The following is a 15,546-nucleotide window of genomic DNA, read 5'->3' on the forward strand; positions in this document are numbered from 1 at the left end:
CATGTTTTTTGTTTTATTTGTGCCTTGAATCGCGGTTCAGCGCCGCGTGACCGGGAATGGCAAGGGAGATCGATATGCGCGCAAAGGGACTGATGATCGCACTGCTTCTGGCTGGAGCGGCCGCCCCGGGAGTGCTCGGGATCGCGCCGGCCAATGCGCAAAGTGTAGCCGCGCAACCAGACGGCCCTCCCCAGGGCAGCCAGAGCTATGCTGAGTTCGTCAGTCTGTTCACCGCATTCGATGGCTGGCGCACGCCTGTGGCTGTCAACGGAGTCGTCGATTTCAGCTCCGCCGCAGTCGAAAAGCGCCGCGCAGAGCTGCGTGATTTCCAGGCGAAGCTCCCCGATTTCGCGGTTGCAAGCTGGGATCAGCACCAGCAGGTCGATTATCTCGCGGTCCGCGCGCAGATGGATCTGGAGGATTTCAACCTCAACATTCTGAAGCCCTGGGCTCGCGATCCCGGGATGTATGTCGATGAGCTGCAGCGCCTCACCTATGCCGATCTGCCACTGAAGGGCGCGGCGCTGGCCACGCTCCGGGCTCGGTTGAAGACTATCCCCGCCTATCTCGCCCAGGCCCGCGTCAATCTCGATTCGGTCGCCGCCGATTATGCCGATCTTGCGCTGCACAGCATTTCGCACGGGGACGGCGTCGGCCATGGCATGCCGTATCGCGCGGTGGAGCCCGAGGGCCTGCTCGGCTGGTTCGCCGATCTGCGCGGACGCGCGGAAAAGCAGCAACCCGCAATCGTCGCCGATATCAAGGCGGCAGAGGCTGCCATCCGGAGCTTCCGTGACTGGCTGACCGCCGCACGCCCAACGATGACGGCGCGCGCCGGCGTGGGCAAGCCTGCCTATGACTGGTTCCTCACCAATGTCCGCTTGATGCCCTATGATTCTGATCAGATCGTGTCGCTGGCCGATCGCGAGCTCACCCGCTTCTGGGCCAATTACACCACCGAACGGCACCGCAACCGCAACCTGCCCGAGCTGGAACTGCCCAAGTCGGGCGAAGAATATGAAGCGCAACTCGCAGGCACCGACGCCAAGATCCGCAAATGGCTGACGGACGAAGAAATCATCACGATCCCGGACTATATTCCGGGCAGCTACAAGGAAGTAGGCTATAACGCCCCGTGGATCGTCCGCCCGACGGGGCCGATGTTCTGGGAGCAGGTGCAGTTCCGCGACGCCTCGCCCGATCACCTCCACGCAACCTTCCCCGGCCACAAGTTTGACGGGCTCACCGGCAAGCGCGTGACGCACCCGATCCGCAGCCGTGTGCGTGACAGCGGCCGCACCGAAGGCTGGGGCTTCTATCTGGAAGAAGCAGCGCTCCAGCTCGGCCTGTTCGACGATCGCCCGCGCACGCGCGAGTTGATCTATATCTTCGGCCTGTTCCGCGCCGCCCGCACGATCGGTGACGTGAAGATGCAGCGCAACGAGATGAATGTCGGCGAGACCATGAAGTTCTGGAAGGAATGGACACCCTATCTCGACGACAATGTCGCTCGCGTCGACGCCGGCATCTATATCCGCCGCCCGCCAGGCTACGGCATGACCTACACGATCGGCGCTATGCAGCTTCAGAAGTTGCTGGTCGACCGCAAGCGCCAGCTCGGCGAGAAATTCTCGCTGCGGGATTATCACGATTATCTGATGAACACCGGCCGCCTGCCCGTGTCTTTGCTGCGCTACGACCTCACCGGCTATGACGATGAGATTAAAAACTTCTGGCACCACGTCCCGCTGTCAGAAGTTGCGCGCTGAATAGGATCCGCGCCAATCCGATTATGGCCCTGTCTTAGAGACCCTCGCTGGGCCTCTGAGACACGTCGTGGTGCAAAATTCGCGACTAGAATCTTCTCCAGGAGAATTGAGTCGTCATCCCCGCGCGAGCGGGGGTGACGCCCTCTCAATGATACGCAAATCCTCTATTTGCGGCATCATGATATTGCTCGTCCGCTTCGTAATCAAAGTCCGCATATGTGAACCGTGCGCGCCGTTCGGTGCGCCATTTGCGGTTTCGGTATCAATATACGAGAATTTCGCATCATAATCTTGCGACACCGATTCGACATTGATCGAAAAGTTCACTTAAGAAATCGGCCACCCCAAACTGGAATATTGCTACGTGTCCTCCGACGAAAGCAATTCATGCCATCGCAGCAGCATCACGTTGGACGCCTGACTTTAAGCATCGACACCCCGGGTCTCGATCTGGCGATACGGCTGCGTGGCCGCGCGGAGGATATAGCGCGCGATCTATTGCCAGGCGTGATCGAGCGGACGTTCGAGGCGCTGGCGCCCGAGGGGCGGCGCGTCGAACTCAGCCGGCTCGAACTCGATTTGGGCACGATCGCTGCCGAGCGGCTGGAGGAGGAACTACCCCTCGCGCTCGAACGCACACTGGCCGGGGCGCTGACCCAAGCACTCGCCGCGGCGCGCAACGCCCCCACCCGCGACGCGCGGGAGCTACCGCATCAGGCAGCGGCGCTCGAAGATTTCGAGGTGTATCTGACGCATGGCGCACCGCGCCATCATGCACCGCAGGGCTATCGTCCCGCCGAGAGCTTCACGCAACTGCTCCGAAACCAGCCGGACGCGCTGGTGGCGATGCTTCGCCGGAGGGCGCGGGACCGGCACGCGCTCGACCGGCTTGTGCTCCAGCTCGATGAAGCTGCCCTGCGCGCGTTGCTGAACGTCCTGGCACCCGCGGATGCCGCGCTTATCCTTGCCTATCACGCAGACCTGTTGCGGGTGAGGCTCGACCCGCCCTTGCCGGCGGCCGCACCGCTTCGTCACGCCATCTGGGTGCTGACGCTTGAGTTCATCCTTCGAGAAGCCGGGACCCAGTTCAACCGCCGCAGCTTCGTCGCGCATCTGCTGCACGGCATCGCCGCGGCCCAGGGGATCGCTTACTCGCTGCTGCTGGCGCAGGTTCGCGATGCGCTGGCGCTGACCCGGCAACGCCGGCCCGCGACGGCATCGCTGCCGGGCGTGCTCGACGCGCTGGCGGCAGATGAGAAGGCCGGAGACCGCGGCACCATCACGGCGGATGAACCCGACGCACCGCCCGAACGCACTGCCGAGGCGCTGCTACAGCAATTCCGCGACGCCGCCGAGGATCCAGCCACGCTGGAATCGCTGGTGCGGCAACTCAGCGCCGCACAATTTGCATGGCTGATCGCGCGACTGGAGCCGGCGCAGGCGGCGCAGATCCTCGCTTATGTCGCCGGGCTGAGCGCCTTGCACCGCGAGAGCACACTGCTCGCACTCTCGCTTGCCGGGTTCGAAAACCAGCTGCGGCTGACCGTGCTGCGCTTTCTGCTGCGCGACGCAGGATCGCAATTCAACCGGCGTAGCTGGCTGCGTCGCCTGCTGAACCGCCTGGCCGCAATCGGCGGGGTTTCCCAGCAGTTCCTTCTGGAATCGCTCATGACCGCGCTGGCGGCCGTTCGCCGCCGGTTGCCCGCGGGAAGCTCGCTGCCCGCTGCGGTTTCGGCGCTGGCGGCAGACCTGCCTGCACCCGACAGCGTGCCGCCGGAGGATGCCGATCCGATCGACGCCTGGATAGTAAGGCTGCGCCAGTACCAGGACGACGAAGCCGCGCTGGCTACGCTGGCGCTGGGCATGTCTGCGGACCTGTTCGCAGCTGTGGCGGCTCGCCTCCGCCCACGCCCGGCAGCACAGTTGCTGGGAAGCATTGCTGAACTGACCGCGCTGCAGCAGCGGCACGGCCTGATCGCCTTGTCCGAGCGGGCCTTTGCCGCAAAGATGCGTACGCTCGCGCTCCGCTGGCTGATGCGCGCGCCGAGATCCCCGTTCCGGGAAAAGAGCTGGCTGGCTTTTGCCGCAAATGGGCTGGCGGCTGCGGCAAGGCTGGACCCGGCATGGCTCGCCGCGCGCCTCGCGGAAATCCGGGACGCTGCCCCGCCCCCTGACCTTCCGCGCGATGCCGCGATGCTCGCCCGAGAGATCGAGCGGACAGATGGTGGTGCAAAAGCCGAACTGATCCGGAGCCTGACGTCCGATCCCGCGCGGCTTCAACGCGTGATCGCGGCATTGGACGAGGGCGGGGTCCTTGCCATCTTGGCGCAATTCGGCGCGGTGGGAGATGCCGCCGCGGCGGACCTTGCAATGCTGGAGCGCCGCCACGCGGAACGCGCATTGGCCGCGCTCGACGCCACCGGGTTCCGCAACCTGATCACCGCCCTCGCTATCGGCGCGCTCGCCAGGGGTGGAGCGTTTCGCCGCGCCGAACTGCGCCGCCATCTGCTCGATGGAATTGCGGGCCATCAGGGCCTTTCGCCGCGCGAGACCGGCAATTGGCGGTGGCTCGAGCGCGCCACGAAGCCCGCGCCGCAAGCAAGCGGGCCAGATCTGGATCCGCTGTGCCACGCCGAACGTTTTCTGCGCAGCGGCGGTCCGCCAGCCTCCGCCGCATATCTGACGCGCGCCGCAACGAGGAACCCGGCCGCCTTCGCTGCCCTGCTTCGCAAGTTGCTGGCTGGAGCGTCGGGCGAGAGCGGACTGCTCATCGAACGGCTGCTCGCCTGGATGCTGCCCGAGGAAATCCTGGTCGCGCTGCAGCCCGATGGCGTGGACCGCGCGGCCGCCTGGGCGGCACATCTGGCCGATCTGCCCGGCGGGAGCATGACTGCGGCGTGGACGCGCATCCTCGACGCAGCCCTGCGCGGCGAGATCCTCGACATGGCCGATCCGCCGCCGCCGGGCGAGCGCCAGGATCGGTTGGCGCTGCTTCGCCACTGGCTCGAACATGGCACGCTGGCGTGGTGGGCGCCGCCCGGCGCGCGGATCGAGTCGCTGCTCGCGGAGTTCGCCGGGCTGCAGATGCCCGAAATGCATCGGCTCTTTGGCGATGCCGATCCCGAAACGGTCGCGATCCGCCTGCACCGCGCCGTCGGTTTTATGAAGGCCGAAGATGCGGCCGCCCTGATCGAGCGGCTAGCGCCATGGATGCCGAATGTCATGAAGCCCCTCGCGGCGCTTTCCGGCGACACAGCCCCGGACCTGCTTGCCAGCGCCCAGCTTCGCGCCGCCGCCGCAGCGATCACGGGCGCGCCGGTCGATCTGCACAGGCTGGGCTCTCCGATCCCGCCGCCGCCCATCGGTGCCGCGCAGCCGCCGCCCTCCGCCACCGCGGACAGAACCGCGCTGTTCGCCTGGCTATCGGGCGACGCGCCGGCAAGTGCCGCGCAAGACGCACTCCCGATGCGCCTGCTAGCGGATCTAGCCGATCGCGGCGATCCCGATCTCGACAGCGCATTGCGCGCGGGGCTGGCAAGCCCCGGCGCCAGGGCGCGCTGGGCGGCGGAAATGCCGGAAGAGCTGTTCTCCCGCACCATTTCCCGCCTCGCTCCGGCGCAGGCGCGGTTCCTGCTCGACACCACCACGATCCTGGCTGCCGCTTGGCGACAGGTCGCTCCCGAAGCGCTGCGGGCAGGTATCGGCGAAACGCTACGGGCCCGCTTGCTGGCGATGCTGGCCGAAGCCCCTCTGCCCGCGCGCCGCGCCGCGCTTGGGCGCCTGATCGCCGGGCTGCCCGAGGCCTCTCCCGAAATCCTGGAGCGTGCGCGCGCGCGCGCGATTGAACTTGCGCAGCGCGGCGGGCACGCGAATATACTCGCCGCAATGAGCCAGTCGCCTGCTGCGACCCCGCCTTCTCCAATGCGCGCATCCGAGCCCGTCCGCCCGCCCGAACCAGAGAATGGCGACCGGATCTATATCGCGAACGCCGGGCTGGTATTGTTCAATCCGTTCCTGCCCCGCTTCTTCGAGCGCATCGGCGTGCTGACCCCTGACGCAGAGGGAGTCCCGCGCATCGCCGGTATCGAAGCTGCGTCACGCGCGGTGCACCTGCTGCAATATCTGATCGACGAACGCTGCGACGCGCCAGAGACTGCGCTGGCGCTTAACAAGCTGCTCGCCGGGGTTTCCGTCACCGCGCCCGTCGCGCGCGAGATCGAGCCGGGCGCAGCGGATCGGGCGATTTGCGCCGAGCTGATTGATGCGGTGATCGCCAACTGGGCGATCATCCAAAACACATCCCCTGCCGGACTGCGCGAAACCTTCCTGCAACGCGAGGGCAGGCTCCGCCGCGAGGCTGACCGCTGGACGCTCGATGTAGAGCGCAAGACGCTCGACATATTGGTCGATCAAATTCCCTGGAACAGGGCGGTGCTCTATCACCGCTGGATGGCGGAGCCAGTTCATGTCAATTGGTGAACCGAAATCCCAACACTCCGCGATCAATCGCGAACTCGCCTGGCTGCGGGCGGCGCTGCAACATCGCTTTGCCGTGTATCTGGAGCAAGGGGGAGGCACGCAGGATCCGCTTCCCGCTCCGCCCGATCTGACACCCGGTCCCCACGGCGAGCGCGACCCCTTCGCGGATGCGCTGCGCAAGCTGGCGCTGGACCCGAGAGAGCGTCTTGTACTGGCGCTCGCGCTCGCCCCGCATGTTTCGCCGGAATTGCTCGATCCGTTCCTGCTCCAGAACCAGGCTACGGGACGCCGGTTCACCGAGTTTGGCGGCGCCCCCGGCCAATCGCATGCCGGCTTCCTGCCCAGCGTGGAAACCGCGCTCTTCCTGCTCGCAGGGGGCGAAATCGAGGCACGCATTCGTGCCCGTGCGCTGTTCGCCCCCCAGCACCGGCTCATTGCTTCCGGCATGCTGTCGCTCGACCATCTGCATCGCGAGGAACCCGCTACATCCGCGCTGCTTCGGCTTTCGCGCGAATATCTCGAGCTGCTGCTGACCGGGGAGGAATATGCGTTCTCGACCGGCGAGCATTTTCCCGCAGAGTTGATCACGACGCCGCTCGATTGGGGCGATCTGGTGATCGACACCATAACGCGGGCGCAGATCGACATGATCAGCGCATGGATCCACCATGCGAACACCCTGTTGCACGATTGGGGCCTCGCCCATCGGCTGAAGCCCGGATATCGCTGCCTGTTCTATGGTGGCCCGGGCACCGGCAAGACGCTTACCGCGTCGTTGCTCGGCAAGCATCACGGCCTTCCGGTCTATCGCGTCGATCTCTCCCGCATCGTCTCCAAATGGATCGGGGAGACCGAGAAGAACCTCGCCGGCCTGTTCGATCTCGCCCAGAACCGCAATTGGATCCTCTTCTTCGACGAAGCGGAAGCATTGTTCGGCAAGCGCACCGAAGCGAGCAGCGCGAATGACCGGGCAGCGAACCAGCAGATCGCCTATCTGCTCCAGCGGCTGGAGGATTTTCCCGGCCTGGTCATCCTTTCCACCAATGTCCGCAGCCATATGGACGAAGCGTTCGCGCGCCGTTTCCAATCCGCGATCCTCTTCCCCATGCCCGACGCCGCTTCCCGGCTCCGGCTCTGGCGAGACATGTTCGAGACCGGGCGGTTCCCGCTGGCCGACGACGTGGACTTCCAGAAGCTCGCCGTCGAGCATGAGCTGGCGGGCGGTGCGATCGTCAATGTGCTGCGCCATGCCTGCCTGCTGGCCGTCACGCGCACGCCCGCCCGCGTCGAGCTGGCGGACATCATGAGCGGGATCCGCGAGGAATTGCGCAAGGAGGGGCATTATCTTGCCCGCTGACCCGTCAAGGATCCTGTAAATAACGGAATCGGACGATTCTTACATTGATTCGGACAATTGCCACCGATTCGGTTAGTTCTTGAAAATCCCTATGCATTTATCTTGCACGGCATTATCGACCGTGTAAGAAATGTCGACATGTCTAGCATACGTCGAGTCTTAGAGACGATTCGTAAGCTAGCCAACGAATATATGCAGAACCTTGATCGTAGGAATGACGATTGGGTTGCGCTAACTAGTTCGATTTATCACGACGGAACCGTAAACGAATCTATCAGAGATAGAGTCGTGATGACGCTTTATAATATAACGCGTGAGAATATTATTAGTTCATATTCACCAGCAAAAGGTGGAGGGGATAGTTTTGCTATTGTCAGTCCGCCAATCTACATCGATCTGCATCTGATGTTCATGGCGAACTTCTCGTCGAACAATTACGCGGATGGCCTGTCCGCGATTTCGAACATAATCTCGTATTTTCAACAAAATCCCTGGTTCAATCAATCGAACGCGCCCGATCTCGGTCCGCAGATCGACAAGATAACCTTGGAGATGTCCAGTCTGGACCCGGTTGAAGTAAATTATGTGATGGGAATGCTCGGGACGAAATATTTCCCGTGCGTCTTCTACAAGCTGCGGATGCTGCCTTTCGGATCGACGGCCATGCAGGCGCGGGCCTATCCGGTCAGCGGCGGCGGCATTTCCGAAGCATCAGGATCGGGAGCGCCACAATGAGCGGCGCGGGCATCGGTCACGCGTCGCGTTCCTTCACCTACGCCCCGCCGCACCGCGCCAACCTGTACAAGCGGCTGCTCACCGTCACCTTCACCCATACCTATTATACGCAGGATCGCGGCCTTTGCGGCGATTTCCGGGCCACGCCTAGCGATGCGACATCGCAGTTGATGGCGTCGCTAGGCCTTGCCTTCAAAAACGAAGGCACGGGCTTTGCGGTCTTCTACCAGCCCGACAAGCTCAGCAATCTGATCGAATATCTGCGGCGCGAGGCGCGCCAACCAGGGGCGTCCGGCTTCTGGACACGGATGACGTTCCTGCTGGAGCTTACCAATCCCGAGTTCGTCGGGATCACGTCGCTCCCGATCCAGACCAAGCTGTCTCGGGTCAATCTCTTCGGCTGCAATCTCGATGCGCACCCGCGCGAGGCCAGGGCAAGGGACACCGGGCCCGGCGTGGCGTTGCTGGCGCCCGGCAACTATATGGGCGGCGAAGCGCTGCACGAGATTGTTGGCGCCTCCGTGGCCCTGACCGTCCCGCCGGAGACGCGGCGCGTGGTGGTCACCGATCTTTCGGGCGCGGTCGTCCTGCCGGCGCCCGGCACCAAGGACGTCGCGATCTTCGACGGCAGCACGCCGGACGATCCGAAGCATGCGTCGCTCGACTTCTCCTCGCTCCCGCACGACTTCTACACGATCTCGCTGCAGGGCGCGAACCGCGAGCCGATCGACGCGCCCGGTTATCCGCGCGAAGTGCTCTATGTTCCCCCGGATGGGGGGAACATGGTGCTTCTCGACCTGCTCTTCACCCAGCCCGAGCCGGAAAGCGGCGGCATCTATCCGCTCCCTTCCCTCTTCGGCGCGGTTCCGCGGCCTGCAGATTGCGGCGGCATTGCCTATGAACTCGCGTTCGAGGCGCGCCGCACCTATTGGCAATATTATGTCGTGTCCCAGATCCCCGGCTCACAGCTGCAGGATGTGGAGATTGCCGGGCCGGGCGCCGAATTCGAAGCGGATGCGCAGCCGGTGCGACTGCCCGATGGCTCGCTCGCGACCTTGTTCAACGCCGATACGCCGCTCCCGCTTCGCCAGAAATCGGGCCAGCACTTCCATCTGAAGGGCACCCGGCGCGACGCCAGCGGACACAAGAACCGGATCGCCCTCTCCCGCCTGCCCGTCGCGCCCGCAGCGCCGGTCTGGCCCGGACCCGCCGATGAGAGCGCGACCGGCACCTCGGAAATCTTCGTTTATGTCTGAACTGGTGGCCCACGCCGCCTAACCGCGAAGGAAGCAGATAATGGCAACCGCGTTGACCAAAGACCGCAAGACACCCGGTGTTTATGTCACCGAATTCTCGGCTTTCCCGCCCTCCGTCGTGGGCGTGGCCACTGCGGTGCCGATCTTCATCGGCTATACCGAAACCGCAAAGGATCCGTCGAACAATAAGCAGATGTACCTGCAGGCGGTGCCGGTCAGCTCGATGGCCGATTATTACAGCTATTTCGGCTATGGCTACACTGCGAACGGCATAGTCGAACCGCAGCCGACCGCGCCCGCGCCTACTCCCTCGCCGACCCCTTCTCCCACCCCCTCGCCGACTCCCTCTCCCACGCCCTCGCCTACCCCCACTCCCACGCCAGTCCCGACGATGGCCTATGATTTCCAGGCCCCGTCGAACAGCGGCACGGCCACGTCGATCGGTTCCTATGTCGTGGGCACTTCTGAATCCATTTCGGGCTCGGTGACGTTCGTCTCGCAGTTCAACCTGTTTCAGGCGCTGCAGCTGTTCTACGCAAATGGCGGCGGCGATTGCTTCGTGATCTCGGTCGCCAATTACTGGGGCAAGCAGGACGTCGCCCCGCCGACCACCCCCACCCAGCCGACATCCGTGTCAAAGGACGATCTGCTGGCCGGGCTTTCGGTGGCGCACGATACGCGCGGCGGCACGATGCTGGTGATCCCCGATGCGTGCATGCTGTTCAACAGCACGACCACCAACGGCGTCACGACCTATACCTATGACGATTATGCCACCGTTGCCGTCGAGATGATCAACCAGGCGGGAGCGCTGCAGGATCGCGTGGCGATCCTGGACATGCCGGGTGCACTGATCCCCACCAACTGGAACTATAAGGGGATGCAGGAAACGGCGAACGCATTCTACACCGCGATTGCGCCCGCTGCGGCCAATTTCAGCTACGGCGTCTGCTATGGCCCGGCGATCGAATCTTCGCTGCTCGGCAAGGCCGATGTGACCTACGCGAATCTGAACGGTGCCACGGCAAGCACCACGCTGATGAACAACCTGCTGACGACGCAGGCGCTGAGCCTCTATCCGTCCAGCACGGACGGCACAACGACCACCTACAGCGACACCTTCGTCGCCGTGGCCGCGCATATCGCCGCAGCCTTCCCCATCGCCGCTGCGGACGTCACCGCCACCGCCAACACTTCACCGGCGGCCACCACGGGCACGACTACTGCTGCGCCGACACTGCTGGTCTCGATGACGCCCACGACCACGCCGCCCGCGATCGCGGTTCCGACCACCGACGCGGACATCAAATCGCTCGACCAGTATCTGCTCAACGCGGTCCCGCTGCTCGGCAACATCCAGCAGATCCTTGCCGACAAGCTCAGCGTTGCGCCGCCCAGCGGAGCCATGGCGGGGATCTGGTCGCTCAACGACGCGCAGCGCGGCGTCTGGAATGCACCGGCCAACTTCTCGATCAACGAAGCCATCGCGCCGATGGTACCGCTGACCGACACGCAGCAGGGCAATTTCAACATGCCGCTCAACGGCAATGCGATCGATATCCTGCGGGCGATGGTCAATCGCGGAACGGTTGTGTGGGGGGCGCGGACGCTCGATGGCAACAGCCTCGATTATCGCTACATCCAGGTCCGCCGCACGCTCATCTATATCGAGCAGTCGATCAAGAACGCGCTCGAGCAGTTCGTGTTCGCGGCCAACGATGGCGGCACCTGGGCCACCGTCGTCGCGACGATCTCGAACTTCCTCACCCAATTGTGGCAGGCCGGCGGGCTCATGGGTGACAAGGCCAGCGACGCCTTCACCGTCAAGTGCGGCGTGCCGACCACGATGAGCGGGCTCGACGTGCTCAACGGCTATATGATCGTCAACGTCACCGTCCAGATGATCCATCCGGCCGAATTCATCGAGCTGACCTTCACCCAGACGATGCAGGGCGCCTGATCGCGGCGCCCGGCGCACGCTCAGGCGGATTTTTCGAAACTCTCAAACCATAGGAGCGCAAGATGGCAGGCGAAACAGAAGACGCTGTATGGCCGCTTCCCAAATTCTATTTCACGGTCGCCGGCTTCCCCAGCGGCACCGTGAGCTTCCAGGAAGTGACCGGTCTCAGCACCGAAACCACCCCAATTGAATATCGCCACGGCGACAGCCCCAGCTTCTATCCGATCAAGATGCCCGGGCTCGGCAAGGTCGGCAACGTGACGCTGCGCAAGGGCATTTTCGTAAACGATACAACGCTGTGGGACTGGTTCAACCAGATCAAGATGAACACGATCGCGCGACAGACCGTGGTCGTCAGCCTGCTGGATGAGACGGCTGCACCCAAGATGGTGTGGACGCTGAACAATGCCTTCCCGATCAAGGTCACCGGCACGGACCTCAAGTCCGAAGGCAATGAAGTCGCCGTCGAAAGCCTCGATATCGCGTTCGAGACGATGGTCATCTCGGCGCCCTAGTGAGTGCGAACGGCTACACTCCACCCCCGGCATTCTCGTTCACGGTGGCGGTGGCGGGAAGCGGCACAGCGCTGCAACTGCTGAGCGGCACCGATGCGAGCTTCCAGGAAGTTTCGGGGGTGGAGGCGCAGATCGAGATCGAGACGGTGAAGGAAGGCGGCGAAAACCGTTACGACCATCACCTTCCCGGTGCGACCAAATCGCCCAACCTCGTGCTCAAGCGCGGATATGTCACGGCGCCGTCGTTCCTTTCGGAATGGGCGGCGCAAACCGTGGGGTCGACGCTCAACGAGCCGATCCTGACACAAACCATCGTGGTCATGCTGATCGGGGCGAACCGCATCCCGCTGGTGGCATGGAGCTTCGACCGGGCATGGCCGGTGCGCTGGGTTACCGGACCGTTCGATTCGCTCAAGAACCAATATCTGACCGAGGTGCTCGAATTCTCATATGCTACGGTCACGCGCATGCCGATGAACGAAGCCGTGTCCATGGTGCCGGCCGTGTCGATGCTGATCGGCAGTTAGGGGGAGGGACGCACCATGACGCTGCACATCAGCGAGATCGGCGTTCGAATGGCCATCAGCGAAGGCTCCGGGCCGGGGGCAGGCGGCGAAGGTGGCCCCGCCGCATCGCCCGGGCAGCCCGCGATAACCGCCGCGCAACGCGAGGCGCTGGTGGAAGAATGCGTGCGCAACGTGCTGGCGACTCTGCGGCTGGCCGAAAGGCGCTGAGATGACGTCGGGAAGCCTGGAGCGGCTGGTAATCACCGCATTTTCGGATCCGCAATATAACAGCCAGACGGGCGATCCCTTCACGGTGTGGATCAATCCCGCGAGCTACACGCACGATTACACCATCACCTATGCCGATCGTCAGGCCCCCGGGAGCCCGGGCGCCTCGCCCGAATATGATCGCGTCGGGCAAGAAGTCATCGCATTCGATCTGGTATTCGACGCGACCGGCGTGATCCCCCCGCCCATCCCCGGCATGCCGCTGCCCAGCGACGGCGTGGCCGGACTGATCGATACGTTCGTGAAGCTGGTGGCCACGGTGAACGGCGTCATCCACCGGCCCAATTATCTCAAGCTCTCCTGGGCGCAGCTTCAATTCCAGTGCGTGCTGAGCAAGCTCAAGATCACCTACACTTTGTTCAAGCCCAACGGCACGCCGATCCGCGCCAAGGTCGCCGCGACTTTCCTGTCCTATGCGAGCGAAAAGCAATTGGCGGCGGAAGCCAATATGACCTCGCCCGATCTGAGCCATCTGGTTACGGTGATGGCGGGCGATACGCTTCCCGATCTGTGCCATCGCATCTATGGCAGCAGCACCTATTATCTGCGCGTCGCCGCGTTCAACGGTCTGCCGGGCTTCCGCGATCTGGCCCCCGGCACGCAGCTGGTATTCCCGCCGATGACGCGAACGGAGGCAGCGGCATGACCGCGCCCTCTCCCAACCAGACAGCCGGCGCGCTGGTCGCGATCAAGATCACCGCGAACGGCAGCGAACTCGATCACGCCTATCAGGTCATTTCGATCGACATCTGGACGGGGGTCAACAAGCTTCCCCAGGCGCGGATCGTGATCTCCGACGGAAGCCCTTCCGACGCGACCTTCCCGATCAGCGAGACCGAGCAACTGATCCCGGGCAAGCTGGTGAAGATCGCGCTCGGCTACGATAATCAGGACGTGGAGGTCTTCTCCGGCGTTATCTACCGCCAGGGCCTCCAGGTCACCCAGGACGGGCCGTCCCGCCTCGTCGTCGAAGCCACGGACAAGGCGATGGCGATGACGCTCGCGCGCAAGAACGCGATCTTCGAGAAGATGACGGACAGCGACGTCATCAAGAAGCTGATCAGCGAGGCGAACCTGACCGCCGACGTGACCGCCACGTCTCCCGCCCAGCCTTCGATCGTCCAATATTATGCCAGCGACTGGGATCTGATGCTGATCCGCGCGCAGCTCAATGGCCTGGTGGTGATAGTCAGCGATGGAAAGGTGACGGTCGCGCCGCCTGACCCGAGCAAGGCGCCGGTGCTGACGCTTGCTTATGGCGATTCGATCCTCGACTTCCGCGCGGCGATAGATGCCTCGACGCAGTACACGGCGGGCGCGATCCAGAGCTATGCGTGGGACCCGGCCACCCAGAAGCTCGCAGTTTCCGGCCAGGCCAGCGCCAGCGAGAACGATCTCGGCAACATGACCTCCGACGAGCTCGCGAAGGTGTTCGGCATCGCGCAATATCCCCAGCAGACAGCGGGAACGCTGCAAGAAGCCGATCTTACCGACTGGTCTTCCGCCGAGCTACTCAAGGCCCGCCTTGCCAAGATACGCGGCGAAATCCGCTTTCAGGGAAGCGCGCTCGCCACGCCGGGCTGCACGGTCGAGCTGGAAGGGCTCGGCGATCGCTTCAACGGCACCGCCTATATCTCTGCCGTGCATCAACAGGTCACGAACGGCACCTGGATGACGCACGCCGAGATCGGGCTTTCGCCGCAATGGTTCGCGGCGGTAGCGCCGGAAATCGCAGCGCCGGGCGCGGGCGGACTTCTGCCCCCGGTCGCCAATCTGCAGACCGGGATCGTGCTCAAGACCGACGGTGATCCCGATGGCGAGTTCCGCGTCCAGATCCAGTTGCCGTTGCTTCAGGCCGGCACGCTCGGCGTGTGGGCGCGGCTTGGCAGCTTCTATGCCTCGAACAAGGTCGGCGCCGAATTCTATCCCGAGATCAACGATGAGGTGGTGGTCGCCTTCATGAACGGCGATCCGCGCTTTCCGGTGATCGTCGGCAGCCTCTTCAGCAAGAAGAACCCGCCGCCCGTGACTCCCGACGCGAAGAACGACCAGAAGGCGATCGTCACCAAATCCGGGCTGCGCATCGATTTCTTCGAGACCGACAAGATCGTCGAAATCTCCACCCCGGCCAAGCAAAGCGTTCGGCTGGACGACAAGGCTGGCGAGATTATCATCACAGACAAGGCGGGCAGCAAGATCACGATGGCAAGCAGCGGCGTCACCGTGGACAGCGCCGCGAAGATCACGCTGAACGCGAAGACCGACATCGCCCTCACCGCCCAGGGCAAGGTCGCGATCAAGGGCACAGCCGGCGTGGACATCAGCGGCCTCACGATCAAGGCCAACGCCGATACCAGCTTCGCGGCGCAGGGGTCTGCCGAGGCCAAGCTGACCTCCAGCGGCATGGTCACCGTCCAGGGCAGCCTGGTGAAGATCAATTGACCCCCGCGCAGGAGCCCTTCTGATGCCCCCCGCCGCCCGCGTAACCGATTTCCATGCCTGTCCGATGGTCACGCCGGGCGTGCCGCCCGTGCCGCATGTCGGCGGCCCGATCACCGGGCCCGGCATGCCGAATGTGCTGATCGGCGGCATGCCCGCCGCCTGCCTGGGCGACATCTGCGTATGCGTCGGTCCGCCCGATTCGATCGTCAAGGGATCGGCGACCGTACAGATCGGCGGGC

At 63.8% G+C, this 15,546-nt stretch carries 12 protein-coding genes; all 12 read left to right on the forward strand.

Annotated features, from left to right (window positions below; translation table 11 throughout):
- The first annotated feature begins 92 nt into the window (after positions 1–92).
- Positions 93–1,769: a DUF885 family protein gene (locus SSO01S_RS06000; RefSeq protein WP_169798330.1), complete on the forward strand. Its 1,677-nt coding sequence runs from the start codon at positions 93–95 to the stop codon at positions 1,767–1,769.
- Positions 1,770–2,156: 387 nt separating this feature from the next.
- Entirely contained in the window at positions 2,157–6,248 is a 4,092-nt protein-coding gene (locus SSO01S_RS06010) for a contractile injection system tape measure protein (RefSeq protein ID WP_066796728.1), read from the forward strand.
- Positions 6,235–7,605, forward strand: coding sequence for an ATP-binding protein (locus SSO01S_RS06015; protein ID WP_066796730.1), 1,371 nt, complete (start codon positions 6,235–6,237; stop codon positions 7,603–7,605). Before SSO01S_RS06010 ends, SSO01S_RS06015 begins: the two co-directional genes overlap by 14 nt.
- A 138-nt stretch (positions 7,606–7,743) precedes the next feature.
- Positions 7,744–8,340: a Pvc16 family protein gene (locus SSO01S_RS17180; protein ID WP_083942880.1), complete on the forward strand. Its 597-nt coding sequence runs from the start codon at positions 7,744–7,746 to the stop codon at positions 8,338–8,340.
- Positions 8,337–9,596 carry a hypothetical protein gene (locus SSO01S_RS06025; RefSeq protein ID WP_066796736.1) on the forward strand — a complete coding sequence of 420 codons (1,260 nt, stop codon included), beginning with the start codon at positions 8,337–8,339 and terminating at the stop codon, positions 9,594–9,596. Before SSO01S_RS17180 ends, SSO01S_RS06025 begins: the two co-directional genes overlap by 4 nt.
- 40 nt (positions 9,597–9,636) lie before the next feature.
- On the forward strand, positions 9,637–11,556 hold the full coding sequence (locus tag SSO01S_RS17725; protein WP_066796744.1) for a phage tail sheath family protein: 1,920 nt from the start codon (positions 9,637–9,639) through the stop codon (positions 11,554–11,556).
- A gap of 62 nt (positions 11,557–11,618) precedes the next feature.
- Positions 11,619–12,071, forward strand: a complete 453-nt coding sequence (locus tag SSO01S_RS06035; RefSeq protein WP_066796747.1) for a phage tail protein — start codon at positions 11,619–11,621, stop codon at positions 12,069–12,071.
- The gene (locus SSO01S_RS06040) at positions 12,071–12,598 is read left to right on the forward strand and encodes a phage tail protein (protein WP_083942882.1); all 528 of its coding nucleotides are present in this window, start codon (positions 12,071–12,073) and stop codon (positions 12,596–12,598) included. Before SSO01S_RS06035 ends, SSO01S_RS06040 begins: the two co-directional genes overlap by 1 nt.
- Before the next feature lie 15 nt (positions 12,599–12,613).
- On the forward strand, positions 12,614–12,805 hold the full coding sequence (locus tag SSO01S_RS06045; RefSeq protein ID WP_066796754.1) for a DUF5908 family protein: 192 nt from the start codon (positions 12,614–12,616) through the stop codon (positions 12,803–12,805).
- A 1-nt stretch (position 12,806) separates the two neighbouring features.
- Complete coding sequence (locus SSO01S_RS06050) at positions 12,807–13,511, forward strand: CIS tube protein (RefSeq protein WP_066796756.1); 705 nt, start codon at positions 12,807–12,809, stop codon at positions 13,509–13,511.
- Positions 13,508–15,307 carry a type VI secretion system tip protein VgrG gene (vgrG, locus tag SSO01S_RS06055; protein ID WP_066796759.1) on the forward strand — a complete coding sequence of 600 codons (1,800 nt, stop codon included), beginning with the start codon at positions 13,508–13,510 and terminating at the stop codon, positions 15,305–15,307. The genes SSO01S_RS06050 and vgrG overlap by 4 nt, the downstream gene beginning before the upstream one ends.
- A 22-nt stretch (positions 15,308–15,329) precedes the next feature.
- The coding region (locus SSO01S_RS06060) for a PAAR domain-containing protein (protein ID WP_066796780.1) at positions 15,330–15,546 on the forward strand (217 nt) is incomplete at its 3' end.

The organism is Sphingomonas soli NBRC 100801 (assembly GCF_001591025.1).
Lineage (GTDB): Bacteria > Pseudomonadota > Alphaproteobacteria > Sphingomonadales > Sphingomonadaceae > Sphingomonas > Sphingomonas soli.

Coding starts and splice junctions, on each gene's coding strand:
- SSO01S_RS06010 (WP_066796728.1), top strand. CDS start 2,157: ATGCCATCGCAGCAGCATCACGTTGGACGCCTGACTTTAAGCATCGAC.
- SSO01S_RS06035 (WP_066796747.1), top strand. CDS start 11,619: ATGGCAGGCGAAACAGAAGACGCTGTATGGCCGCTTCCCAAATTCTAT.
- SSO01S_RS17725 (WP_066796744.1), top strand. CDS start 9,637: ATGGCAACCGCGTTGACCAAAGACCGCAAGACACCCGGTGTTTATGTC.
- vgrG (WP_066796759.1), top strand. CDS start 13,508: ATGACCGCGCCCTCTCCCAACCAGACAGCCGGCGCGCTGGTCGCGATC.
- SSO01S_RS17180 (WP_083942880.1), top strand. CDS start 7,744: ATGTCTAGCATACGTCGAGTCTTAGAGACGATTCGTAAGCTAGCCAAC.
- SSO01S_RS06050 (WP_066796756.1), top strand. CDS start 12,807: ATGACGTCGGGAAGCCTGGAGCGGCTGGTAATCACCGCATTTTCGGAT.
- SSO01S_RS06045 (WP_066796754.1), top strand. CDS start 12,614: ATGACGCTGCACATCAGCGAGATCGGCGTTCGAATGGCCATCAGCGAA.
- SSO01S_RS06000 (WP_169798330.1), top strand. CDS start 93: ATGATCGCACTGCTTCTGGCTGGAGCGGCCGCCCCGGGAGTGCTCGGG.
- SSO01S_RS06015 (WP_066796730.1), top strand. CDS start 6,235: ATGTCAATTGGTGAACCGAAATCCCAACACTCCGCGATCAATCGCGAA.
- SSO01S_RS06025 (WP_066796736.1), top strand. CDS start 8,337: ATGAGCGGCGCGGGCATCGGTCACGCGTCGCGTTCCTTCACCTACGCC.